General features: G+C 39.4%; 18 protein-coding genes. 7 read left to right on the top strand and 11 right to left on the bottom strand.

The genetic code is table 11. The annotated features are described in order from the left end of the window. Positions 1-3 precede the first annotated feature (3 nt). Positions 4-2,580: a leucine--tRNA ligase gene (leuS, locus tag VB836_RS28785; protein WP_323224776.1), complete on the top strand. Its 2,577-nt coding sequence runs from the start codon at positions 4-6 to the stop codon at positions 2,578-2,580. 114 nt (positions 2,581-2,694) lie between these two features. Here the strand turns inward: leuS and VB836_RS28780 are convergent, their stop codons facing one another. The 6 genes from VB836_RS28780 to VB836_RS28755 all read right to left on the bottom strand — a co-directional run bounded on the left by VB836_RS28780 (position 2,695) and on the right by VB836_RS28755 (position 11,929). Then, a complete protein-coding gene (locus VB836_RS28780) occupies positions 2,695-3,957 on the bottom strand; it encodes a hypothetical protein (RefSeq protein ID WP_323224774.1) in 1,263 nt (420 codons plus the stop codon). A 439-nt stretch (positions 3,958-4,396) separates the two neighbouring features. After that, on the bottom strand, positions 4,397-6,871 hold the full coding sequence (locus tag VB836_RS28775; RefSeq protein WP_323224772.1) for a CHAT domain-containing protein: 2,475 nt from the start codon (positions 6,869-6,871) through the stop codon (positions 4,397-4,399). A 3-nt stretch (positions 6,872-6,874) separates the two neighbouring features. Continuing rightward, positions 6,875-8,029, bottom strand: a complete 1,155-nt coding sequence (locus VB836_RS28770; protein WP_323224770.1) for a hypothetical protein — start codon at positions 8,027-8,029, stop codon at positions 6,875-6,877. Beyond that, positions 8,026-9,699, bottom strand: coding sequence for a protein kinase domain-containing protein (locus VB836_RS28765; protein ID WP_323224768.1), 1,674 nt, complete (start codon positions 9,697-9,699; stop codon positions 8,026-8,028). The genes VB836_RS28770 and VB836_RS28765 overlap by 4 nt, the downstream gene beginning before the upstream one ends. 11 nt (positions 9,700-9,710) lie before the next feature. Beyond that, positions 9,711-11,300 (bottom strand): NB-ARC domain-containing protein, encoded by a 1,590-nt coding sequence (locus VB836_RS28760; RefSeq protein WP_323224766.1) that lies wholly within the window; start codon positions 11,298-11,300, stop codon positions 9,711-9,713. A 191-nt stretch (positions 11,301-11,491) separates the two neighbouring features. Further along, entirely contained in the window at positions 11,492-11,929 is a 438-nt protein-coding gene (locus VB836_RS28755; protein ID WP_323224796.1) for a DUF4332 domain-containing protein, read from the bottom strand. A gap of 374 nt (positions 11,930-12,303) precedes the next feature. Here VB836_RS28755 and VB836_RS28750 point away from each other — a divergent pair, with 374 nt between their 5' ends. Beyond that, complete coding sequence (locus tag VB836_RS28750) at positions 12,304-12,855, top strand: CatB-related O-acetyltransferase (RefSeq protein ID WP_323224763.1); 552 nt, start codon at positions 12,304-12,306, stop codon at positions 12,853-12,855. A gap of 168 nt (positions 12,856-13,023) precedes the next feature. After that, positions 13,024-13,500, top strand: coding sequence for a type I restriction endonuclease subunit R (locus VB836_RS28745; protein WP_323224761.1), 477 nt, complete (start codon positions 13,024-13,026; stop codon positions 13,498-13,500). Here VB836_RS28745 and murD read toward each other — a convergent pair. The 5 genes from murD to VB836_RS28720 all read right to left on the bottom strand — a co-directional run bounded on the left by murD (position 13,490) and on the right by VB836_RS28720 (position 21,325). After that, on the bottom strand, positions 13,490-14,866 hold the full coding sequence (gene murD, locus VB836_RS28740) for a UDP-N-acetylmuramoyl-L-alanine--D-glutamate ligase (RefSeq protein WP_323224759.1): 1,377 nt from the start codon (positions 14,864-14,866) through the stop codon (positions 13,490-13,492). The two genes, VB836_RS28745 and murD, sit on opposite strands and share 11 nt — an antisense overlap. Positions 14,867-14,981: 115 nt before the next feature. Further along, positions 14,982-17,132 (bottom strand): glycine--tRNA ligase subunit beta, encoded by a 2,151-nt coding sequence (glyS, locus tag VB836_RS28735; protein ID WP_323224758.1) that lies wholly within the window; start codon positions 17,130-17,132, stop codon positions 14,982-14,984. A gap of 96 nt (positions 17,133-17,228) precedes the next feature. Further along, positions 17,229-20,354 carry an ATP-binding protein gene (locus VB836_RS28730; protein WP_323224756.1) on the bottom strand — a complete coding sequence of 1,042 codons (3,126 nt, stop codon included), beginning with the start codon at positions 20,352-20,354 and terminating at the stop codon, positions 17,229-17,231. Then, the gene (locus VB836_RS28725; protein ID WP_323224754.1) at positions 20,351-20,701 is read right to left on the bottom strand and encodes a hypothetical protein; all 351 of its coding nucleotides are present in this window, start codon (positions 20,699-20,701) and stop codon (positions 20,351-20,353) included. Before VB836_RS28725 ends, VB836_RS28730 begins: the two co-directional genes overlap by 4 nt. A gap of 57 nt (positions 20,702-20,758) precedes the next feature. After that, entirely contained in the window at positions 20,759-21,325 is a 567-nt protein-coding gene (locus VB836_RS28720) for a P-loop NTPase family protein (RefSeq protein WP_323224752.1), read from the bottom strand. 330 nt (positions 21,326-21,655) lie between these two features. Between VB836_RS28720 and VB836_RS28715 the strand changes: the two genes are divergently transcribed. The 4 genes from VB836_RS28715 to VB836_RS28700 all read left to right on the top strand — a co-directional run bounded on the left by VB836_RS28715 (position 21,656) and on the right by VB836_RS28700 (position 23,877). Then, positions 21,656-21,790: a hypothetical protein gene (locus tag VB836_RS28715; RefSeq protein ID WP_323224750.1), complete on the top strand. Its 135-nt coding sequence runs from the start codon at positions 21,656-21,658 to the stop codon at positions 21,788-21,790. Positions 21,791-21,888: 98 nt separating this feature from the next. After that, positions 21,889-22,665 (top strand): phospholipase D-like domain-containing protein, encoded by a 777-nt coding sequence (locus tag VB836_RS28710; RefSeq protein WP_323224749.1) that lies wholly within the window; start codon positions 21,889-21,891, stop codon positions 22,663-22,665. Between the two features lie 52 nt (positions 22,666-22,717). Further along, positions 22,718-23,155, top strand: coding sequence for an urease accessory protein UreE (ureE, locus tag VB836_RS28705; protein ID WP_323224747.1), 438 nt, complete (start codon positions 22,718-22,720; stop codon positions 23,153-23,155). A 23-nt stretch (positions 23,156-23,178) separates the two neighbouring features. Beyond that, the gene (locus VB836_RS28700) at positions 23,179-23,877 is read left to right on the top strand and encodes an urease accessory protein UreF (RefSeq protein WP_323224745.1); all 699 of its coding nucleotides are present in this window, start codon (positions 23,179-23,181) and stop codon (positions 23,875-23,877) included. The last annotated feature ends 311 nt before the right edge of the window (positions 23,878-24,188 follow it).

Below are 24,188 nucleotides of genomic sequence, written 5' to 3'. Positions count from 1 at the left end.
GCTGTGGAGTCTCGATATAATCCTGCATCCATTGAAGAAAAATGGCAACAAACTTGGGCTGAAAGTGCTGCACACCAAACCTCAACCGATCCCCAAAAGCCCAAATTTTACGCCCTGGCGATGTTTCCCTATCCATCGGGAAACTTACACATGGGTCATGTTCGCGTCTATACCATCACCGACGTGATCGCACGACTCAAACGGATGCAAGGCTATCGCGTCCTCAACCCGATGGGGTGGGATGCTTTCGGACTTCCGGCGGAAAATGCAGCCATTGAACGAGGAATTCATCCGGCGAAGTGGACGTATCAAAATATTGCCCAGATGAAGCAACAACTGGAACGTTTGGGCATTTCTTTTGATTGGGAAAAAGAACTGGCAACTTGTTCACCCGACTATTATCGCTGGACGCAGTGGATATTTTTGCAATTTTATAACGCTGGACTTGCCTATCAGAAAGAAGCCGCCGTTAACTGGGACCCGATCGATCAAACGGTACTGGCAAATGAACAAGTAGACAGCGAAGGCCGTTCCTGGCGGTCTGGGGCAAAGGTTGAACGGAAATTGTTGCGTCAATGGTTCCTGAAAATTACCGCCTATGCGGAGGAATTGTTGAACGATTTAGACAAACTCCCCGGTTGGCCTGAAAAAGTCAAATTAATGCAAGCCAACTGGATCGGCAAGTCTACGGGGGCTTATTTGGAATTTCTCGTTGTGGGGATGGAAGACAAAATCCCTGTGTTTACCACTCGCCCGGATACGGTATTTGGGGTGTCTTATGTGGTGTTGGCGCCGGAACATCCGTTAGTCGAAAAGGTGACAACTCCAGATCAAAAACAAACCGTTGAGGCGTTTATCAAAGAAGTCTCCCAACAAAGTGAGATGGATCGAACCGCCGAAGATAAACCCAAACGGGGAGTACCGACAGGCGGAAAAGCGATCAACCCCTTTAGTAATGAAGAAATTCCCATCTGGATCGCTGATTATGTGTTGTATGAATACGGGACTGGGGCGGTGATGGGAGTTCCTGCCCATGATACGCGAGATTTTGCCTTTGCTAAACAGTACAATTTGCCGATAACAACGGTGATTGTTCCCCATGATGCCGATAACGCCGATGAGGTGTTGACAGAAGCCTACATCGAACCGGGTGTGATGGTGAATTCTGGCCCTTGTAATGGGGAAACCTCGGAAGGCTGCAAACTGGCAATTATTGAATATGCGGAAGACGAAGGTTTGGGCGAAAGACGCATACAATATCGGCTGCGAGATTGGTTGATTTCCCGACAACGCTATTGGGGGGCGCCCATTCCGATTATTCACTGTCCGAATTGTGGGGCGGTGCCGGTACCGGATGAAGATTTGCCTGTGACATTGCCGGAAAATGTGGAATTTTCGGGGCGGGGGGCGTCGCCGTTGGCGAAGTTGGAAGACTGGGTAAACGTTCCCTGTCCGAGTTGTGGGACTCCAGCGAAACGGGAAACGGACACGATGGATACGTTTATGGATTCGTCGTGGTATTTTATGCGGTATCCTGACGCGAAGAATGATCAACAGGTTTTTGATCCGAAAATTGGTAATGATTGGATGCCTGTCGATCAATATGTGGGCGGAATTGAACACGCGATTTTGCATTTATTGTATTCGCGGTTTTTTACGAAAGTGATGCGCGATCGCGGTTTGTTAAAGTGTGATGAACCGTTTAGCCGTTTGTTAACTCAGGGAATGGTTCAAGGATTGACGTATAAAAACCCGGTGACGGGGAAATATATTCCTTCGGCAAATGTGAATGCTGCTGATCCAAAAGATCCCGAAACAGGGGAGAAATTAGAAGTCTTCTATGAGAAGATGTCTAAGTCTAAATATAATGGCGTTGATCCGTTGGAGGTGATGGGAAAATATGGTGCTGATACGGCGCGTATGTTTATCCTATTTAAAGCACCGCCTGAGAAGGATTTAGAATGGGATGATGCCGATGTTGAAGGGCAGTTTCGCTTCTTAAATCGGGTGTGGCGGTTGGTGAGTGAATTTGCCGAAAATACGCCTGTAAAGTCTTCTAAAAAAACGGGAGATTTGAGTAAGGAGGAAAAGGATTTGAGGCGGGCAATTCATATCGCTATTAAGGAGATAACGGAGGATTTAGACGGGGAATATCAGTTTAATACAGCCGTGTCGGAAATGATGAAATTGAGTAATGCACTTAGTGACGCAAGCTGTAAAAATTCTCCTGTTTATCGAGAGGGAATTGAAACGTTGTTAAAATTATTGGCACCGTTTTCGCCGCATTTGGCTGAGGAATTATGGCAGAGTTTGGGTTACAAAGATTCAATTCATACCCAAAGTTGGCCCGTTGTTGATTCTGAAGCTTTAGTGGTGGATGAAATCACTTTAGTGATACAAGTGAACGGGAAAACTCGCGGCACGATTCAAGCGCCTGCAAAAGCGGATAAAGCAACGTTAGAACAGTTAGCAAAAGATTCGGAAGTTGCCCAACGTCACCTGGAAAATCAAGAGTTGAAAAAGGTGATTGTGGTTCCGGGTAAGTTGGTTAATTTTGTTGTTGTAGCGAAAGCTGAATAATTCAGGAAGCGTTCGGAAATGTCCTGTAGGGGCGGGTTCACAGAGGTTGAGTTCTTACTACAAATAATCTTGCTAAACCCGCCCTGTTCCGAGTTCAGCTACTCAGATTTCATTCTAAATCGTAGGCGTTAAGTCTTCTTGTGTCAAAGGAATCTTGGCACTAAACATGACCTGATCATTTTCAAAGAAGCAGTGCATGATCTCTGGCATTTCTCCGCCTTCAACCCAGGAAGTGAAACTGTATTCAAACGGAAGTTCAATGATTTCACCATCGGTTTCAGAAAGACTCGGAAACTCGCCCTCTGAACTTCCTATTAACTGATCAAATTTTTCACCCCATCCTTCAGGGAGTGGGAAGGGAAGAATGGTTACTTCTCCTTCACTATCAGTTTCAGAAAACGTCGGAAATTCGCCATTAAAGCTTCCGGTTAACGAATCAAATTCCTCACTAAATCCAGGGAGTGGAAAGGGAAGAATGGTTACTTCTCCTTCAATATCATTAATATCTCCGGGTTCAAAGTTTATGGGAAAGTCAGGAATTTCAGATGAATTATCCTCTTGCGATTGACTGAAATATTCTTCCATCATATCGACAGGGAAACATTCAACAGGATTATTGAAAACTTCTCCATCCGGTAATTCTCCGTCGTCAATGATAGTCGGAAAATCTTCGAGATCTTCAGGAAGTTCGGGAAGTTCTATGTCAGATAATTCATCGACGGTATCATCATCAGATTCTAGTTCGTCAGAAGTTTCTTCTTCAGATAATTCATCAACAGTATCATCATCAGATTCTAGTTCGTCAGAAGTTTCTTCTTCAGATAATTCATCGACGGTATCATCATCAATGATAGTCGGAAAATCTTCGAGATCTTCAGGAATTTCGGGAAGTTGGGAAAAGTCTATGTTTTCAAATTCTTCGGGAAGTTCCGAACGTTCTAACTGAGAAAATTGTTCGAGAAGATCTTGGAAATTAATTGATTCAGAGAAGTTGCTGTCTGAACCCAAAAAATCGGTGAAGAAGTCACTGAAATTTTGAGTTTTAGTAAAACCCAAGCCTTGATCAGAAGTGTTAAAATCGGCGGGAAGATCAGGATATTGAAAGAATATCGGTGAGAATTCAGATCCTAATTCTTCTGACAAGTTCTGCAAATACCTGATATTAGCGATCATTTTTTCGAGGTTGAATTCCTCTGAAAATTCCTCAGTGGTGACAGTACCGCAAAAGTTGAAGTTTTCAGGAAGTGTGGATTCTTCACCCTGAGAACGTCTTCCTTCTCCTCGACTGTTGAAGCTTTCAAACGACTGTTCAGAGACATCGGAAATATTGTTTGATGTTTCTGTTGAGGATTCTAGTGTTCCAGTAGTCTGATTCATGTTAGTTTTCCTAATTTTTGTACAACTGAGTTGACAAGTTGAAGCTATTAGGCACGTTAAAAGATGCACCTTAAGCTCAGACAATTTGCTAACAAAAACCAAAGGTTATTAGCGGCAAATTGACCTCGAAAGGAGTCAAAAAAACTCAAAAAGTTGGAAGAATTAATGGGTGTCTGGGAGAAATCTGACAAGGTATTGGATGAAACCCTGTCAGATTGATTGGACTCTCGTGAGATTTGGGTTAGACGACTTCGGACTCATGAATCCCAGGTTGATCACTTAAGTTTGTAACTTAAGTGATATCTATCGTAAAAAGAAAGAACGTAGATGTCAAGTCTAAATCTAAAACAAAGTGAGGACAGGCAAGACTAAATAGCTGTATACTTTTCTCAGTATAGGTTTCAAGCTTTAAAGTAAAAATCACTTAAGTTACCTGGGTTTACCAAGGACTGCCAATCATCGTGAAACCCGCCCAGTAGTAGGGATGGGACAAGTTCCGGGGGGATTGAGGAGCGGTTAAGGCTGGAGGTAGGGGGGTGTTTCCTCGGGTTTGTCGCAGTGAGTTTCCCTCCACTTGCACTTCTCCGCGCAACAAAGCGAGTTGGGCTTGTCTGAGGGCTTCTGCTTTGATTGGGCTAGACTTCAAATGGTCGTAAAATTCAACCATTAGCCCCAATGTCCCCACATCGCTGACTCGCCACAAACTCGCCAAAGCGGACTTGACTCCGGCTCGGTAGGCTAGACCCGCGAACCCCATTTCGGTTTCGGCTTCTTGGGAATTTCCTAAAGCCGTTTTACAGGCACTTAATACTAATAATTCGACTTGGGGTTGTTTATACCATTGTAATTCTCGGAGTCGATTTAACGGCAGTTTATCATCCCAAAATTGAATATAAGAGTCTTGTTGAGAGTTGAAGTTCGCATGGGTAGCGAGATGGATGATTTTATAGGATTTTTGACTTCGTTTTTTCTGGAGGTTTTTTAAGGTAAATTCTTGATTGAGAAGGGTTTCTCCCTGCCATAATTTTTGAGTAATTGTAGTAACTTCTGTGGGAACACTCGGTAGAGAAGGTTGATCTTTAAACTCAGACATTCCCATTGCTAATACTTCAGCATCTTGCAATCCTTTATAACTGACATCGGTGAGGTTTAGGCTAGGAATGAGGGTAAAATTATACTTTTCAATCAAAAAATGTTTGCCATCATGTAAAGCAGCTAGAGGAAGCGATCGCAATTTTTCATCTAAACAAAATAATAAGGTATCAATTCCTGCTTCTTTTAAATCAGCTTCAAGAGGCGCGATTAACCAATCATAAAGTTGACGAGCGGCAGGCCAAGCTGTTGTTTTCGGGTCGCTAATTTCCCAATAAAACTCTCTAGATAAACGATTAATTTTTTGTAAATTGGCTTCAGGAATACTTTTAACGATTGATTTTCCATTGGGTATAACTAACATTAAGGTTAGTCCGATTTGAGTTTTGATTTGTAAACCATCAATGTATTCAAGGGATTGATTTTCGTGAGTTTTGATGTAAATAACGGCTGGTTTTTGGGTAGTTTTAGCTTCTATTTCACTGAACATTTCTTTGATACTTGTTTCAGGTAAAATAGAGTCTAAGGAGATTTGATAGCTATTTTGTGGATTCAGATGACTGGGAATTAAAGATTGTAAAGATTGAGGATTAATAATGGGATTAGTCAAACTGTCTCGATGTAAGTTAATATTATTTTCTAAGGTGCCAATAGAAGGGATGCTCAATTGTGTAGGGTTAGGAAGTGACTGAATTTCTAAAGAGAGAGGAAGCATCAAAAGTTCAATATTGGGAACTTCCGCCGGACTCAAAACAGGATTAAAGGGTAAAAAAGAGGGATTTTCGGAGATATTATCACCGTTAAAAGAGCGAACGGGGAGGGGTATTTCGTTTGATAGAATAGGTGTTTCCGGTAAAAAAGGAGGAGTAAAAGCGAGAGTCTCTGAAGTTCTAAATTCATTAAAGCGACTCTCCTGAATTCTAGATTTACGTTCGAGAGACTGACTCGAATTCCCGTGAACTAATGTAATGGTATTGTTCTCATTGACAATCACATTTGTTGCATGATTTTGCATTCCTCCCGTGAGCATTCTGGGTAAAGATACTATCGGAATTTCTGGGAAATTTAAAAGATCCTGGGGTTGAACTTCTAAGTTTAATAAATTACCAGTCTGAGTCAGGCGAACAAAACCATTACCGGGTACTGATTCAATCCTAATATTTCCTTGAGGGGCTGAAACTATTCCTTGATTGATCGCAACAGAACCCACTAATCCTAACGTATTTCCGGGTTTAACGGTTAGATTTCCCTGATTAATTATAGTACCGGATTGGCTATTCGATAAGATAAATCCAGTCGGAGAACCATTCAGTTGTGAATAGTTATTGGCTTGAAATACTCCAAACCAAGACTGAGGAACACCGTTGATTGTATTTCCTAATCCAATTGCAGTTGATGTGGTTGCAAAAAATGAAGCAGGTACATTTAAACTCGCGTTGGAACCAAAAACAATCCCAGAAGGATTCATTAAAAATAAATTGGCATTGCTACCTGTAACTTGAATTGTACCATCAATATTAGAAATATCACCGCCCACAATTCGAGTTAAAATATTACGGATTTCAGGTGTGCTAATAAAATTAGCAGTTTCTCCAGAGTTTAGATTAAATTGCTCAAAACTATGAAATAAATTCGCCCCATCTTGAGAACGACTTCCGCCTTGAATATCAAAACGAGTTTGTGTGTTTTGTCCGGGTTGGACTGGTGTCACTCTTGTTCCGGTTCCATCATTTGCGGGCGTAATTTGAGCCAAAGTAGAACTAGGAATCAAGGTCAAAATTCCGATCAAAGTTACTATTTTAATCAATTGATTCATCGCCATCTTTTAAAGGGTTGATTGACTAATTTGTTCAACTAACTGCTTAATCTCTGTCTGGCGTTGCTGTTCTCCTAACTGCTGATATTGATTGTACGCTAATGTCAGCCAATAAACAGCTTCTTTTTTCTGGCCTAATACTGTGTAGATTAGGCCTAAAGCGGCTTGAACTTCTGCCATTCCTGCAATATCTTCATCTGCGATTAACTCCACAGCTTTTAAATAGCTTTCTTTTGCTAAAAGAGGAAGTTGTATTTTTTGATAAAGTTCACCAAGTTTATGATAAATTGCTGCGCTTTTATAATTGGCTTTAATTAAGGATTCTAATTGATTAATGGCTTCATTGTTTAATTTGTTTTTTTGATACAACTCAACTAAAGCTAAAGTTTTGGCTTCTCCACTTAATTTTTGTGTAAGTTGCTCAGTTTTAGTCGTAATTTCTTGTTGTGTTAACTCATCTAAAATCGAAAATCCCATTCCTAATCCATCTTGTTGAGAAAAGGGTGATTCTTCATCGAGAGAGGAAACATTAATATCAGCATGAACTATTGCAATATAACGAACTCCGGGCTTTAAAGAAGTATATGCCTCATAAATAACCTGATTTGAACTGACTTCTGTTTCCCAAATGGATTCTGAAGGACTCTTAATCATCACTGTGTAACGACTGGCTCCGACAACCGGATTCCACCGTAAAATTATCGGTTTATTATTGAGTAATAAAGTATGACGAGGACTGATAATATAAGGAACGCGATCACTGATCAAAATTTGATGATTGCTGCGAGTAGAGTCTACAGGAACACAACCTTCTGGAGTCTTGACACATTCTGTTCGAGCTTGTAAACATCCCTCATTCGGTTGAGATATTTGATCCGTTGGAGCGTTCCAAGTTTCCCAGTTTTCATAACAAATTGCTGTTAATTTGGATTGAGATTGAGATTTAATTTGATCATTGGCATAAAGTTCTGTCCCCACAAAAAGGGGATGATAGTCTGACCAATTTTGACGTTTAATTAAGACCTCTCCTTTGGTCTCAATCACTCGTCCAACAGGTAATCGTTCATAGGCTGCATAAACGGGTTGAGATGAGTTTTTTAGAGTGAAACTGACTAAAATTAAAGCGAGCGTGAATAAAAACACTAAAAAAGGCTGGAGTTTCATTGAATTTCTCCTTCAGCTTTCAAACGTTGACGAACTAGACTTTTCCAGGTAATCGTTTCGGGATTTTGACTTGAATAAATATTAAGACAGTTTTTTCGTACACTCTGTAAGCTTAACCTTTTTTGGGGGCTTTCTTCAAGTACCTGGGCCAATAAACAATGGGCGGGAGCATTTTTAGGATTGACTTCAATTGCTGTTTTTAAATGAATGAAAGCATCGGAATATTGTATTTTTTGAGCATAGGCCCAACCTAAATTTTTATGTAAGTCTGATTCCATTTTAGTGATTAACGGTTCCGAATATTGTTGTTTGAGAAGGGGAATCAGTTCTAACCCTTGTTGTAACTGCTCAATGGCTATTGTACTATTTCCGTCTAACCAAATTTGCAAACGTGATAAATTATTAATAGCGGCGACCTGTACATAATAGTTTTGGTTTTGCTGTGCAGACTGAATAGCAGTTTTATATTCTGTTCTCGCACAACCATAATTTTGTCTATCTTCACAAATTAAACCCAGTTGAAGGGATGAAGCTGAATTATCTGGATTAAACTGTAACGCTAATTGATAATAAAATTCTGCTCGTTCTAAATTATAATTTTGATAATGTTCAAATCCAATATTGGTTAAGGTTTTATCAAGCTTAGGAAAAATATAGGTTTGAATGAAAATCGGAATCTGAGGACTGATTAAACGAACCCCTGTTAAGCCGAATAAAAGCAACGCTAAACCCTTTATTTTTTCTAATCTTTTAGATTTATAAGGTTTAGAATGAGTGATTTTTTCTCTAATCTCTTGCAAAGATTGCAGAAGTAATCGTGTATTTTTGGGGCGATGTTTAGGAGAAGGCTGCATCAACTGATCGATCCAATTTGCAAATACAAAACAGATGTGTTCGGCTTGATTTCGCCATTGAATTTTCCCGGTTTTTTGCTCACTTGGAAAATTCATCGGAGACTGACCTGTTAACAAATGTACAAAGGTTCGACCCAAAGCAAAAAAATCGGATTGTAATACAGCTTCTCCGACTAATTGTTCGGGAGCAGCATAACCTAATGAACCGACTTGAGTTGAACCCCAATTTCCAATTCCAACGGTTCCAAAATCAACTGCTGTTAATTGTCCGTTGGGTCTTAAAATTAAATTAGATGGCTTAATATCCCGATGTAATAAATTTTGGCTGTGCAGTTTATCTAAAATTTCGATAATTTGTTGGAGCCAGTCTAAGGCTTCCTCTTGAGACAATTTTCCATTTTCACTTAACCAATTCTCTAAGTTTTCTCCCGCTATTTTTTCCATGACTAAACAGTGAAGCGGTTTACACTTTTTGGAAGCAGGAAGCCGAAAATAACCATCCGGTTCTACTCGGGGAATTCCTGGATGACGTAACCACATTAATACTCGAGCTTCCTGTTTAAATAGACGAACTAAATCAGGATTATTATCGTATTTTAAAACTTTTAAAACTTTTAAATTTCCCCAATCTTCTAGTCCTGTTCCCCAGTCTTCAACTTCAAAAATATCGGTGGGATAAGCAGGTTTAGGTTCTCTTAAAGGGCGAATAATGCGATATCGCTTATCAATCAATAAAGGAGTCCCGCAGGCTTGACAAGCTTCAAGCTGATCGGGGTTTTCACGGTTGAGACATTGAGGGTTAATACAATAGCTCATCTTAGTATTTATCACTCAAATTGTAGAATATGAATGAGCTTTTGGATATTTTCAGTTGTATAAGGACTTCCAAAAATTTGTTTGTTTAAATTAGCCAAACTTTCTTCGAGTCGCTGAATTGCTAGATTAAAACTTCGACGATTAGAAAGCAATCTAGAACTCAGTTTATTTTTGACAATTTCCAGAATAGAGTAATATTTTTTAGAACTTTCTTCAGCCTCCAAAGGATAAAGTTGCAGTAACCAAAGGGATTCTAAATCTTGATGTTGAATTAATCTAATAATTTCTTCTTCTATTTGACGAACAAACTGCTCGATTACATATTTCATCACCACAGGTTGAAGGCTAAACAAAATTTGACCCTCTTTCTGACTTTTTTCAATCAGTGAGCGATGTCCTAAAGAACCCATAATTTCTAAAAGTTCTGAAGTTGACAACGGAATTAACATCTTTTTTTGCAGTTGGGAAAGTTGCAGGGGTTGCTGTTCTAATGCTAACCAATACATCATTTCTTTCTCGGGGGTTGATAATCGTTCAAAAGGTTGATCAAGCAAAGAACGAACATCTCCCATTAACAGCGTATTTTTAATAAATTCTGTTACCTGACCTGAATATAACTCTTGAACCGTTGCTGAAACAATTTTAATCGCTAAAGGATTACAGCCATAACGTTCAATTAAAGTCTTCCATTCGGAACTGACTGTTAATCCTCGTTCAGCTAGAATTTTTTGGGAGATTTCTTCGGAACCTGTTAGATGTAAAGAACGAACTTTTGTTCCTTCCAGCAAGACTAAATCTTTGAGCTTTTCAGAACTCGTCAACATTAAACAACTGTGATGAGACTCTTCTGCAACTCGTTTAATTATTGTTCCATAATCTTCGTATCCTTGAGCATAAGAACCCGCTAATTGATGAGAACCTAAAATCATTTCAACATCATCCAACACCATTAGACAGCGAGATTTTTTGAGAGATTGAATTAGGTGTGAAATCAGGCTATCACTCTCTTGATTTAAAAAACGATCGGCCGTTGCTTGATTCGATAAAACGCTGATTATATCCGCTAATAAAATTTTTAAAGAGGGGGCTTGACGGAGCGATCGCCAAATGATAAACTCAAATTGTTCATGCAACTGCTTGATTAATTTTACGGCTAAAGTGGTTTTCCCCATTCCCCCCATTCCTAACACCGCAATCAAACGACAGCGATCTTTGAATATCCATTGATTGAGTTGAGAAAGTTCTTGTTCTCGCCCATAAAACACTTCGATATCTGGTGCTGAACCCCAATCCAAATGAGAAGTCATTTTTTGAATCGGTGGATTCGGTTTAAGTTCTAAAAAAGTTTGTTCTTGATAACGAGAAACCAACAATTGCTGTAATTTTGCCATTTTTCCTGGCCCCTTCCCCTCAATCTGAAATTTGCGGTAGGCTTCTCCAAGGCGCTTGCGAACCGTTTCTGGCTTGAGGTTCAGTTCATGGGAGATAGCAGCAATGGATTCCCCCTCAAGTAACGCTTTTGACAACACCTCCAGTTCGGTGTCTGAAACACCCTGTTCCTGTGCAATCTGCTGGAGAAAGTCCGAGGGAATCAAAGTCATACTGTCAGTCACGGTAAAGAATCTTACATCTATTGTACCGGAATCTAGAGTTTAAGTGAGATTATAGATTGAATATTGCTTTTAGAATAACTTAAGTGATATTTCGACAGCCAGATGAATGCTGGGCAACCCAAACTCGCGGGATTTCGTCTTCCCAGGAGTTGAGAGCAGTTGGGTATGCCCCTAGCTCTTTATAACCACTGGGCTTCCTGAACCCAACGCTGTACAACCGCCACAGACGGACACAGATCGCGCCGTTGCATGGTGATCACGTGCAGACGGAGAACTTGTTGGTGCAGTCGGTGGACAGGCATTTGTGCTAACTGGGTGACGGAGCCAATCCCCGCATGAAGCAACAGTCCGCAATGCTGACACCCTACACTGGGAATTCGGGCTAAATCAGCCATCGCCACCCATTTGCTGATATCCCGTAGGCTCCCTTGCAACACATTCGCCAGCATCATTTTTTGCGCTTGGGTACGACCATTTTGCAACAGTTCTGTGGTTGTGGTAATGCCACATTTATCACTGAGAAGTTGTTGATTGCTTGAGTTTAACCCTGGAAGTTGAGAAATCGGCCAATCACAAGCTTGAATTGAACTCGGAGATTTTGATTGAGACACTGCTATACCATCATAAATTAATCTAGAGAACACCAAATTTCTGAGCAGACGACTCAACACAGGGCGTTTTTGGTGTCCGTTCAGTTTCAACATCGCCCCTTTCCCAAAAAGAGTTTTTCAGGTGGTGATGTGGGTTCTTTATTGTAGCAGTCTGTACCGAGGGATGAAGGTATAGGCAGACACCGAGAAATTGTTACAATTATTTGCAGGATTTTTGTCTGCTTTGTCTAGATGAATGATTCAAGTTTTCCTTTGAATTAGGAATTCTTATTGCCTATATAGAATATCAAAATCAAGGTTCATCTTATTGGTTAAAAGAACAGGTTACAGATCCCCGTGTTCGCGTTGGAGAATACAGCTATTTTGATCGATTAATTACTTTGGCGCTATGGAAGCCTGAAGATCAGATAAAAATTGGTAAATTCTGTTCCTTTGCAAAAAATATTACTATATTTGGCGGAGGCGAACATTTAATGGAACGGGTGACAACTTATCCCTTTGTCTTATTCTTTACTGAACCGCGTTTAGATGAACTGATTGATGGTCGAAATAAAGGCGTTACAACGATTGAAAATGATGTCTGGATCGGTTATGAAGCGACAATATTATCTGGGGTAAAAATTGGCAATGGTGCAGTGATCGGAGCAAAATCTGTTGTCGCCCAAGATATACCTGATTATGCGATCGCAGTAGGTAATCCCGCAAGGGTTAAACGCTATCGTTTTCAACCCGAAACCATAGAACGACTATTAGCTCTAAAATGGTGGAATTGGGATTTGAAAAAGATTCTTGCCAATCTCGATAAATTGTATCAAAATCCTGATCATTGGGCGGATGATTTACAATTTATAGAACCGGATGCTGATTCTCCCACTGTGTTATCTCATCAACAAGTCATCAATTTTGGTCTTTGTAAACCCCAACAACTCTAACTTCCTAATAACAGGGTTAAAACAATCGCCATTTCTGAAAAAACGACGTTAAAACTACTCCGGGATAACTTTAATTTACAACGAACTGAAGATTTGCAGTTTTTTACAGAATGGAGTCAAAACTTACCCGAAATTTCATCAGAAAATTGTCTCAGGCTAGATCAAATTATGAATCGATATTTTTACCAACTTGAGGAGGGAATGATTCTCGAAGAAGGGGTAAAAATGATGATTGTCTCTCCTTTATTAGAGATAGCAGGTTTTTATGATCCACCTTACAAAATGAAATTTGAATCTTCTGTTGAATTAACCCTTGATAATTCCGAGGAAATTTTATCAGGAAGAATTGATGCACTGGTGATTCATCATCAGTTGTGGGTTTGGGTATTGGAAGCAAAACGAACAACATTTTCTTTGGGGTTAGGAATTCCTCAAGCCTTAGCTTATTTACTCTGTACCCCAAATTTGACTATTCCAACCTATGGTTTATTAACCAGTGGTGATAATTTTATCTTTATCAAACTCATCCAACAAGAAAATCCTGTTTATGCGTTATCCAAACAGTTCACGCTGTTAAATTCGGGTGAACTGTATGAAGTATTGAGAATTTTACGAAAGATTGGAAATTTAATCATTAACTCATAAATTCTAAACACAATTGACGAAAATGATCGCCTCGATGTTCAAAGCTTTCATATTGATCAAAACTCGCACAAGCCGGCGACAATAACACTACTTTGGCTGAGAACTGACGGGCTAATTCTGCGGCTTTAGGAATCGCATTTTCCATCGTTTCAACAATTTCTACCGTTTGATAATTCACCTGTTTGAGTCGTTGTGAAAATTGTTCGGCTGCATCTCCTATTAACAACACGGCTGCGGCTTTTTCTTGAATCCTTTGCACCCATTGGCGATCATCTCCTTCTTTGGGTTCACCCCCCGCGATTAATATAACCGGGGCTTCTACCGCCGCTAAACCGACTTCTGCCGCGTCATAATTGGTGGCTTTGCTGTCATTAATCCAATCAATTCCTTGCCAACTTCCCACATATTCTAAACGATGAGGAACACCGGGAAAGTTGGAAATTGCCTCTTGAATAGCTGCGGGTTCAATCCCAGCTAAACGGGCAGCAGCAACAGACATTAACAGGTTTTGGAGGTTATGTTTTCCGACCATTTTTAAAGCATGAATGGGCAGAATTTGATGATTATTTTGACAAACATAATCGTCTTCAATATACACCCCTAATTCGGGATTTCCCATCAGTTCAGCTTTGCCATTCACACTCGTCCAACAGGCATCTTTCCAATGTTCAGACCCATTTTGACGCAAGTAGGGATCATCGCCGTTAATCACTTGTATTTCGGCTTTTTTTAATAGTTTTGCCTTAATATTATAATAATTCTCTAACGTTCGGTGACGGCTTAAATGATCGGGGGTAAACGTTGTCCAAACTCCGATTTTCGGTGCAAACGTTGAGGAAGATTCGATTTGATAACTGCTGACTTCAGCAATCACCCAATCCACTAACTTTCCTGTTTTTAACGCGCGAATTTCTTGCTGTTGGAGGGCGAGTTCACAGGCGGCATTGCCGATATTTCCACAGGCGGGCGCGTTGAAACCTGCGGCTTGAAAAATAGCTGCGGTTAATGCAGTTGTTGTGGTTTTACCATTGGTTCCCGTAATTCCCACCCAGGGGATAAAATCAAGATTTCGCCACGCAAGTTCCATTTCTCCAATTGTTTCTATTCCCCTATTTCTGGCTATTTCTAATACAGGAAGATCCCAGGGAACACCAGGACTCACAACCACTAAATCCGGGGAAGTTTCCGGGTCAAAATTTTCACCTAAATTAACGTTAATTCCTTCGTTAATTAATTGCTGTTGTTGTTGATGCAATTTAGGTGAAGTATTGCGATCGCTAATCGTCACTTGCCACTCTTGAGATTTCAGCAGTCGGGCGGCTGCATTCCCTGATCTTCCTAAACCAATAATATGAGCGTTTGGCATAGACAAAATGGTAGTTTCCCTGGTGAATGAATCCCTATTTTACCCTGTTTATGGATGAATGTTCGATGGGAGTTTGTCTAGACCAACCCTCCCCATCTTCAAACTTTGATTCGGTTTAACTCTTAACAATTGCCCCAAAATCCGCTAATACTCTAGCATGATTTCGCAACAATCCCAACAGGTTTAAACGATTGCGTTGAATCTCTGGATTTTCATCCATAACCAACACACTTTCTGGTCCATCAAAAAAGGTGCTAACCGTTGGGGCAATTTCCGCTAAAGCCTCTACTAACTGTCGGTAATTCCGGGTTGCTTGGGCGGCTTCTGTTTTCGGAACCAAGGCAATTAAGGCTTGATAAAACGCTTCTTCAGAAGGCTTTTCAAAGCGCTTAGGATTAACCCGTTTTTGCGGTTCTAACTGTACCGTATCTAAATCACCCTGTTTCGCTAAACGAGTCGAACGGTTAACCGTTTCATAGATTTGATCGAGGCTACCATCTTGACGAATACTTTGTAAGAAAATCGCCCGATCGCGCACATCCAACAAATCCTTTAATGCTCGCTCTGTATATTCTGGATCATCTTCTCCTAAAACGGCATTGACTAAATCATAATCGATGTTCTTCTCATCTTGCAACAGCGTTCTAATTCGTTGCAGGAAAAAGTCATAAAGCTGGGATAATAAATCTGGAATAGCTTGGTCGTAATTTTGAGTAAAATTAGCTGCCAACTGTTCTAGAAGTTGATGTAAATTAATCGTCAGATTTGCATCCCAAGTAATATTAACCACCGCATTCGCCGCCCGTCGCAACGCAAAGGGATCAGAAGAACCCGAGGGAATCATTCCTAAGCCAAAAATACTCACCAAAGTATCGAGTCTATCCGCTAAACCCACCACTTGGCCGACTAAAGTTTGCGGTAAACTATCGGTTGCCCCACGTGGTAAATAATGTTCAAAAATTGCGGTTGCAACAGCTTCCGGTTCTCCTCCTTCACGGGCATATTTTTCACCCATCACCCCTTGTAATTCGGGGAATTCATAAACCATTTGAGTGACTAAATCTGCCTTACAGAGTAACGCCGCCCGTTTAATTTGAGTGCTTTCAGTTTCGCTGACTTCTAGCTGTTGACTAATTAAATTAGCCCCTTGACAAATCCGATTGACTTTCTCCCGAACCGAACCTAATTTGTCTTGAAATGTCACCGTTTCTAGATTGGGTAAATAGGCCTCTAAGGGTTGCTTTAAATCCGATTTATAGAAATACTGACCATCCGCTAATCTCGCTCTAATTACCCGTTCATTTCCAGCAGCAATAATATTAGATTTGGCTGGATCTCCATTAGAAATTGTGATAAAATAAGACTTGAGCGGAGAGTCAGCAGATGCCGTTTCTAATACCGGAAAATAACGTTGATGTGTAACCATCACCATTTTAATCACTTCCGGCGGTAAATTCAAAAATTCATCTTCAAATTTTCCCACAACTGCCGTCGGCCATTCCACTAAATTAATCACTTCTGCTAACAATTCCTCGGGAATTTCAGCATTTCCGCCGATACTTTTCGCCGCCGTTGTAATTTCTTGTTCAATGGTCGTTTTTCGCTGTTCCGGGTCAACTTCAATAAATCCTTGACGCAAAGCCTCTAAATAGTCAGTTGCGGTGGATATTTCTATCAGTTCAGGATGCAAAACTCGATGACCTTGGGAGATGCGATGACTGTCAACTTTGTCTGAACCACTAACTAAAGTGACAGGTAAAATTTTGTCATCTAACAACACCACTAACCAACGAATGGGGCGAGGAAATCTCAACTCTCCATCTCCCCACCGCATGAACCGTTTTCCTTCTAATTTGGTAATCCATTCGGGAATTAATTCTGTTAAAATATCAGCCGTTGGACGACCTGCAATTTTCTTTTGAACAAAAACAAAATCCCCCTTATCTGTTGGGCGAATTTCCAGGTTTTCAAGTTCAACCCCTTGTTTTTTTACAAACCCAACTGCTGCTTTTGTCGGTTGACCATCCTTGAATGCAGCCGATGCAGGTGGCCCTTTGATTTCTTCTTCACGGTTGGGTTGCTGCTTCGGAAGTCCCTCTATCACAACCGCCAAGCGCCGAGGAGTCCCGTAAACCCGGATGGACTCAGACGGGAGAAATTGTTCCTCTAGCGTCGCAGGAATGAGGTTTCGCCACTGCTGGAGGGCTTGTTCGACAAAGGGGGCGGGGAGTTCTTCGGTACCGACTTCGAGTAAAAAGCTAGGCATAGGAGCGATCGCAGAATGGGCAGATTACTAATTTTAGATGACTTAGGTATACGTTAGCAGGTTATTGGTTATTCACTCAAGCTTTATCAGCCTTTGTTATTTTTTGCGTTGCTGAACCCAGCGTCTCATCAATTCAACTGTATAGACATATTTATTTTGATTCTGCACAATTACATCATGCTTTTTCAGAGTTTCTAAAGCTGCTTCTGTTTCTTCTAAACTCAGATGAGTTATCTCAGCAAGTTCGGCTAGTGACATTTGTTGGTTGCATAGTTGTTTTAAAATCTCAAGCTGTCCATCGGGTTGGCTATCTTTAGCTTGCACCCAAACCCCTTCACAATAAGCATTGATATCCCGAGAGAATTCAGGAGAATTAATGACGGCTTCCACGTCTTCCAATGTAAGACGTCGTTGGCGTTGAATTTCTTCTTCAAACATTTGTTGGTTGAAGCGACTAATTAGAAAATATCCAATAAGCTGAACGAGATAAGGTTGACCGTTGGTTAACTGAATGATGCGCTCTATTGCTTTTCTATCATAGTCAATTGGTGAAGGATAAGTAATCAAATGTTCTGCGGATTTAGAAGACAAAAAACTCACCGGAATTGATTTAATACTGCTATAGAGAGGATGCCAATAGTCTCGTCGCTTTTCTTCTAGACTGTGCAAACCCGCAAATGCCATAATAAACCAATGATAAGTTTGAAATGTACCTCGCCAGTGTTCCAGTAAATCTGGGTCTAATCGTCCTTCATTAATTTGTTTTTCAATCCACTCATATTCATCTACAGTAATAATAAAGCGATGTCCATCTCTAACTTGATCGAGGTCAAGCAAAAAATCATCAAACATCATATAGGGACTATCTTCTAAAAATGATGTTTTATTAGGTGCTTCTAGGTTGCTATTTCCTCGTTGACACCAAGATCGATGAATTTTTCGTGCCAGGTTCCATAGTAGTTCATTATTATTTTTTACTTTTCCAAAGCTCTGCATATTGAAATAAACAATGATAGTTTTGGTTCCGAAACGAGTACCAATATTTTGTAAAATTGAAGACTTGCCCATGCGTCGATGACCATACAAAACAACAGAAGAACATTGATCTTTATTAGACCAGAGTTCCTCTAATCTCTGTAAAATATCTTCACGACCAATAAATAAATTACCTTGAACTGGATTACCAATAACATAAGGATTACTGACAGGTTCTCCTAAACCAGAACGAGCGAGTTTTCCTCCCTCATCAGCAACAATTTTCTGCCATTGAGAAACAATTAGACGAAATATTGTATGGTATACAACTTTTTCTTCTGCTAAATAGTTGTCTAAGTTAGTAAGCTGCTCATTTGCTTCTAGAAGACAATTCCGTTTTGTTAGGGGAGAGCTTGCTTCTAAGTAACCTTTAAACAATTCTGATATCGTGTTTATTTTATCAAATGTTTCGATCAGAGTACGATGCCAGTAATCAGAATCACTTTCTAAAATTATTTCCCATTCAAAGATCGGCTTAACTTTTATGCATTGTAAACTGATTAAGATGGCGTTGTAGAGATTATAATGTTGTTGAACATTAGGTATTTGAGAATCGGCTTGTCTTACAGATTCAAATTTTTTAACAACTTGTTCCATGACCTCAATTACTGCGGATATATCAATTTCTTCCAACTCCCGGTAAGAAAACCCTGATTCCTTAAGTTTTACTTCCTTTGGTGTAAATTGTGTTAATAAATCAACATACAAATCCTTAAATTGTTCCTCACCTTGCCAAACATTAGCAGAAGCAGCAGGCAAACGATAGGAGATATAACGTAGAATTTGTTTGATATGTTCATTCCTATAAATATAAATTCCACTTTTAACAAAAGCTTTATTAACTTCTATTTGAGCAGAGATTGGATCAATACAAGCAAATGAGTGAAGTACACCAACCGATGCTATAAGATGTTTTGATTGTGTTGCCAGTTCAAGTGCTTTATTCCATCCTTCATCAATATTTAAACGTACTAAACGATGTAGGTATGTTTTTTCTTTTGGCAGTGGTAAGATCATCCGACGATCAAAGTAAGCCAAATCTATAACTTCAGAAAGATGTCGATTTTGGACTCCCAAATAACCTCGTTCATAACACCAAGTTAGTCCTAATGCCCATAATCCCTCTAGTGGCCATAGAAACAAACGAGTAGATAGAACAAAAATCAGTAATGTAGTAAGCAATGGATCTGGAGAGGAAAACCCATACCACAGAGCAAATAATCTGTATGTATATCCCATCCAAAAACTCATAACAATCAGCAAGAAAACACTGAATAAAATAGAATTTTTAATAGAGTTACATTGATTAAGTTTTTTAGAAAGTTTAGCAAATAATAAACAGCATATCCAATAAAATACAATGATTAATCCACTTATGGCAGCTTCTTTTATTAACTGTGAAGAAAATAATATACTTTCATTATTATGTACATTTTTATAATTTTTTATAATTGCACTAAAATATGCGTTCATAACAAATAATAAGGTAAAACAAACGACCTCAAATCCTCTGAATATTAATTCTTTTACCCCCTCGTTTTTCTTGAAAAAATACAATAAACTCAACACAATAATTCCACCAGAATAAAATAAAGAAAAAATCAAACTGAATGGAAGTCCATATACTATTATTATGCTATCTACCGTGTTGTTTTGTGTTTTCTTAAATATTAAATTTGCTAGTGGATAAGTCAAAATTCCTGATAAAAGTCCAACAAAAAAACCGTAAATAGCTTTTATATTGATATTTTCTCGAATATGAGATGAATCAATATATAAGATGACACAGCTTATGACGGAAGCTGAAATGCTATCTGTTATTGCATGGAGAATGCTAAACAAAAGACCAAATAATACAACTTCTGAACTTTTAGTAATAGCTTTTGTTATTTTAAATAAATTCAAATCATCTTCTATTCTACTGATTGTGTTGGTTATCCCTACCAAAACAGTAAAAAATAAATTGTACCAAATTTTTTCAGGACTAAATGTATCGTTTAGGTGAAAACTAACGATTTCAATAATTAAATTAATGAAAAGCAACAAGAATATCTTTTGAAGATTTAAAAGCAATATTATTTTGGTATCCTTTTCAAAATTCAAGCCCTCACTTGTCTTGAAAAGAGAGAGATAAAGTAAGCGAAGATAATCAACTGGATTCAATAGTTTTTTGATAAAGTCAATCATACCCAACCTCTATAACGATTAAATAAGTCAGCAGCCTGTTCTTGTAATTTAGCCGGATGACCCGCACTATTTTCAATCAATTCTTCAATTTCAGCTTCTGTAAAACTGATATCCGTGTCTTGCAGTCGATGAATCAAAAAATTCCGTGCTTCTTTTGGAAGAAAAGGCTTGACATCCAGAGCTTTACAAATGTTATACAGTGGTGATGTTCCATCTTCTGAGTCAGGAAATAAAATATCTAGAGGAGAACGACTAGCAATCACCAATGTAAATGGCTTATCAGCCCCATCAGCAAAACCTCGTAATTCTTCCCGTTCCTCGCCACTAAAGTTTTCTTTTCGGGTCATTTTCTCAATCTCATCAATACAGATAATATAGCGTTGTCCTTGGTCTTCTAAAGCAAATTATAAGTCCGTACCTCGACAAGATTCAATCCCAATTTTTCGACAGAGTTTATTGAAGAACTGATGCTCATCTCGAATAGTTTGCATATCCATATAGATGAACGCTTCTTGGGGAAGCTGCAAACGTTCTGGCCCCTGTAAACAAACCATTGATAAGATAGAAGACTTTCCAATTTGGCAATCACCAATTAGAGAACGACTGCATCCTCTGGCGAGTTCCTCAAATAGCTGACGCAACAATTCTTCACGACCATAAAAATCTGCTGGATTAGTAATTTTTCCAGTAATACCAAAGGGGTTTGGTAGCGGTGAGACAGTATCGTTAATAACAGGTTTGATGATAGAAACTGGAGATTGAGATCCTTCAGGAACAGGTTTGACAGTAGAAGTTGGAGGTTGAGATGCTTCTTCTACTGAACAATTGAGTAAAAGCCGACACAAACCATCAATTAACCAATATTCACGATCTTTATATTCCTTCAAAAAGTTGTATACGGTTTGCTTGGGTGGTTTTGGTTGACAATCATCGGGCAGTTCTCTAACCCAGTCATTTATAAACTCTTCCATCTTGCGCTGTTTGCCTCCCTTTTTGTATCTTTGGTCAAAGCTTTCGCATAACCTCTGATGCAACTCAGGAGATAGGGTCGTGATGTGAGCATTTTTTCTTTTATTTTCGTCTGTCCTGGTGAATGGCTTATTCATAGCATAAATCCGTCCTTATTCATTAAGAGTATAACTGATAATCGGCTAATTTACTTCTAATTTACTTCTAATTTACTTTCAATTTACATACCGAATAAAATTGATTTCAAATATACTTTTAACTCTATTTTGAATTGACCACATTGTTTTTTTATGCTGCTATGCTTGAACTGTAATCAAAAAAGGAATAAAGTTATGCAGTACATCCAACTGATTATTCCGGGCTTAGAAAAGTTCTTCGTCTCCGAGGATGAATTAATTCAAACCCCCTTAAATCAAGCTAATAATACAGAATCAAACAACGCAAAATCAAAACGAGAACGTGATTAGATCGCAAATCTTATTATAAGTTACCGTTCAAAAATCCCTGGCTCCTCAGCTAGGGAAGTTTAACTAATCTAACGTTTTGTACCCAGTAGGAGAATTCCATGAAACAAAGTAGCCCGTTTGATTTTCAAGCTAACCTTGCCAAAGATTCGCTCAGAGAAAATACACAAAGCTTGACAGAAAGCGATCGCATAAAGGAACTTCAACTCGAACTTGAGCTACTTCGAGAGCGAAAAAGTTTGTTAAATCACACCCAGAAAATTATTGATAACTACGGTATAGAAATGCTGCGTTTAATGTTGGGAAACTCAGAAGCTGTTACATCTCCAGAGTCAGAAATTATTTTTGGAAGTTCTGGTGGACGTTCTCTACTCCTCCAAACTCTTGAAAGTGCTAAGGAAAGAGTGATTGTGGTTTGTCCTTGGTTAAGGCGGCACAGTATTACAAATGAAATTCTATTAAAACTTCGAGCAGCATTGGATCAAGGAGTTCAGATAGATATTGGTTGGGGCTACCAACATGATATCGGAACACTAATCAAATTTTCTGATCAAGGTTACTATATTGATGCTCAGGGAGAAACATGGCAAAAATATAATGCCTTACCTCAACTGCGAGAACTCGAAAAATGGTATCCTCATTTTCAACTCAAACTTCTACCCACTCATGGAAAATATTGGATTTGTGACCGTAAGTTTGCTTATGTTGGTAGCTATAATGTCCTTAGTGCTACCCTCTCTGAGATGGAGAAACATTATCCAGACTTGTCAGGAGATGAAGTAGGAACTTTACATCGATCTCCTCGTATTATTCAAACCCTAATTCAACGTTTTGATGATCAATTTGATCAATCACAAACACAAATTCTACAAAACTAAACTTGCTGGAGTTTACAGAGGTGTAGCATCAAGCTGCACCCATTGCCAAAAAATGATTATTTTCACTCAACATTTTCAACCAAACACCAACCCCAATATTGATTTTATCATCCCCCTAACTGCCGAACAACGCGATCGCAGTCGTCAAACGATTGAGTTATCATCCAGTCAAAAAGTCTATTTACGTTTACCGCGAGGAACGGTATTAGAAGATGGGGATTTATTACAGTCGGAAACTCAAGAACACCTTGCTCAAATTATCGCCAAACCTGAACCCGTAATCACCGTTACAGCCAACACCGAACTTGAGTTGATCCGGGCGGCTTATCATCTGGGAAATCGTCATGTTCCGTTAGAAATTACCTCAAATTATTTAAGATTATCACCTGATTCTGTGTTAGAGTCAATGTTGGTCAAATTAGGCTTAGAGGTTGTCGAAGAAATTGCGCCCTTTTATCCCGAAAAAGGAGCCTACGGACATCATCATTAGCCTTAATTTAGGAGAATAATACCTTGATTCTCAATCTTTTACAACTGGCGAGTCCAGCCTTACCGTTGGGTGCTTATAGTTATTCCGAAGGTCTAGAAACATTGATTCATCACAAAGGAATTACAGATGAAAATGGTTTAGAATCTTGGCTGATGCAAGAGATAAAACTGGGTTCAATTAGAATTGAAGCGGCAATTATGTTGAGGGCGTATCGGTGTTTTATGGCAAATGAATTAACCGATTTAAGCGATTGGAATCAATGGTTAAGTGCAGCCAGAGAAACATCAGAACTTAGAAAACAAAGCTGGCAAATGGGTAATAGTTTAATAAAATTGTTGTTAGAATTAGAAGGCATTCAAAAACCCTCTTCAACGCAATCCGATATTTTTAAACTCGAAACCTGTGCGGCAATTATTGGTAAACCTTGTAATTATGCGATCGCCTTTGGTTTAGGGGCGAGTTATTGGCAAATTGAACCTGAAAATGCGTTACTGGGATATCTCCATAGTTGGGCAACAAATCTGATTAATACTGGAGTTAAACTCATTCCAATGGGTCAAACACACGGGCAAAAATTACTGTTAAAACTCCATCCCGAAATCACCCAAGCCAGCGAGGAAATTTATCTCTTAGAAGATGATGATTTAGTCAGTTGTAGTTGGGGTTTAGGACTGGCAAGTATGCAGCATGAAACTCAATATACTCGTTTGTTTAGAAGCTAATTTTTCGGTTCCAACTGCATGGCCCCCAAACCCCCAAATCTGGCAGGGCTGTTTCATTCTCGACCCGAAATTTTATGACCTAACCCCCCAACCCCCTTCCCTACCTCTCCCTAGCCCTCTCGACCTCTCCCTACCCTCTCCTGCAAGGAGAGGGGGCGAATGGTCTCCCCCAACCCCCCTTTTTAAGGGCAGGGCTGTTTCATTCTAAAATTTTGCGATCGCGAGGAGCTAAAATTGGAAGCAGTTTCACCCCTTTTTTCTTCAGAACACCTAAAATCTTAGAAAAACATAGCGATCGCCTGACTCAAACG

This window comes from Limnoraphis robusta BA-68 BA1 (assembly GCF_034932365.1).
Lineage (GTDB): Bacteria > Cyanobacteriota > Cyanobacteriia > Cyanobacteriales > Microcoleaceae > Capilliphycus > Capilliphycus robustus.
This window is presented reverse-complemented; position numbering and strand designations above follow the sequence as displayed.

What these genes read in the sequence shown, in the direction of transcription:
- VB836_RS28730 (WP_323224756.1), bottom strand. Translation starts at nt 20,354, where the DNA reads ATGATTGACTTTATCAAAAAACTATTGAATCCAGTTGATTATCTTCGC.
- VB836_RS28745 (WP_323224761.1), top strand. Translation starts at nt 13,024, where the DNA reads ATGAATCGATATTTTTACCAACTTGAGGAGGGAATGATTCTCGAAGAA.
- murD (WP_323224759.1), bottom strand. Translation starts at nt 14,866, where the DNA reads ATGCCAAACGCTCATATTATTGGTTTAGGAAGATCAGGGAATGCAGCC.
- VB836_RS28720 (WP_323224752.1), bottom strand. Translation starts at nt 21,325, where the DNA reads ATGGAAGAGTTTATAAATGACTGGGTTAGAGAACTGCCCGATGATTGT.
- VB836_RS28780 (WP_323224774.1), bottom strand. Translation starts at nt 3,957, where the DNA reads ATGAATCAGACTACTGGAACACTAGAATCCTCAACAGAAACATCAAAC.
- VB836_RS28725 (WP_323224754.1), bottom strand. Translation starts at nt 20,701, where the DNA reads ATGACCCGAAAAGAAAACTTTAGTGGCGAGGAACGGGAAGAATTACGA.
- VB836_RS28715 (WP_323224750.1), top strand. Translation starts at nt 21,656, where the DNA reads ATGCAGTACATCCAACTGATTATTCCGGGCTTAGAAAAGTTCTTCGTC.
- VB836_RS28760 (WP_323224766.1), bottom strand. Translation starts at nt 11,300, where the DNA reads ATGACTTTGATTCCCTCGGACTTTCTCCAGCAGATTGCACAGGAACAG.
- VB836_RS28770 (WP_323224770.1), bottom strand. Translation starts at nt 8,029, where the DNA reads ATGAAACTCCAGCCTTTTTTAGTGTTTTTATTCACGCTCGCTTTAATT.
- VB836_RS28775 (WP_323224772.1), bottom strand. Translation starts at nt 6,871, where the DNA reads ATGGCGATGAATCAATTGATTAAAATAGTAACTTTGATCGGAATTTTG.
- ureE (WP_323224747.1), top strand. Translation starts at nt 22,718, where the DNA reads ATGATTATTTTCACTCAACATTTTCAACCAAACACCAACCCCAATATT.
- glyS (WP_323224758.1), bottom strand. Translation starts at nt 17,132, where the DNA reads ATGCCTAGCTTTTTACTCGAAGTCGGTACCGAAGAACTCCCCGCCCCC.
- VB836_RS28765 (WP_323224768.1), bottom strand. Translation starts at nt 9,699, where the DNA reads ATGAGCTATTGTATTAACCCTCAATGTCTCAACCGTGAAAACCCCGAT.
- VB836_RS28710 (WP_323224749.1), top strand. Translation starts at nt 21,889, where the DNA reads ATGAAACAAAGTAGCCCGTTTGATTTTCAAGCTAACCTTGCCAAAGAT.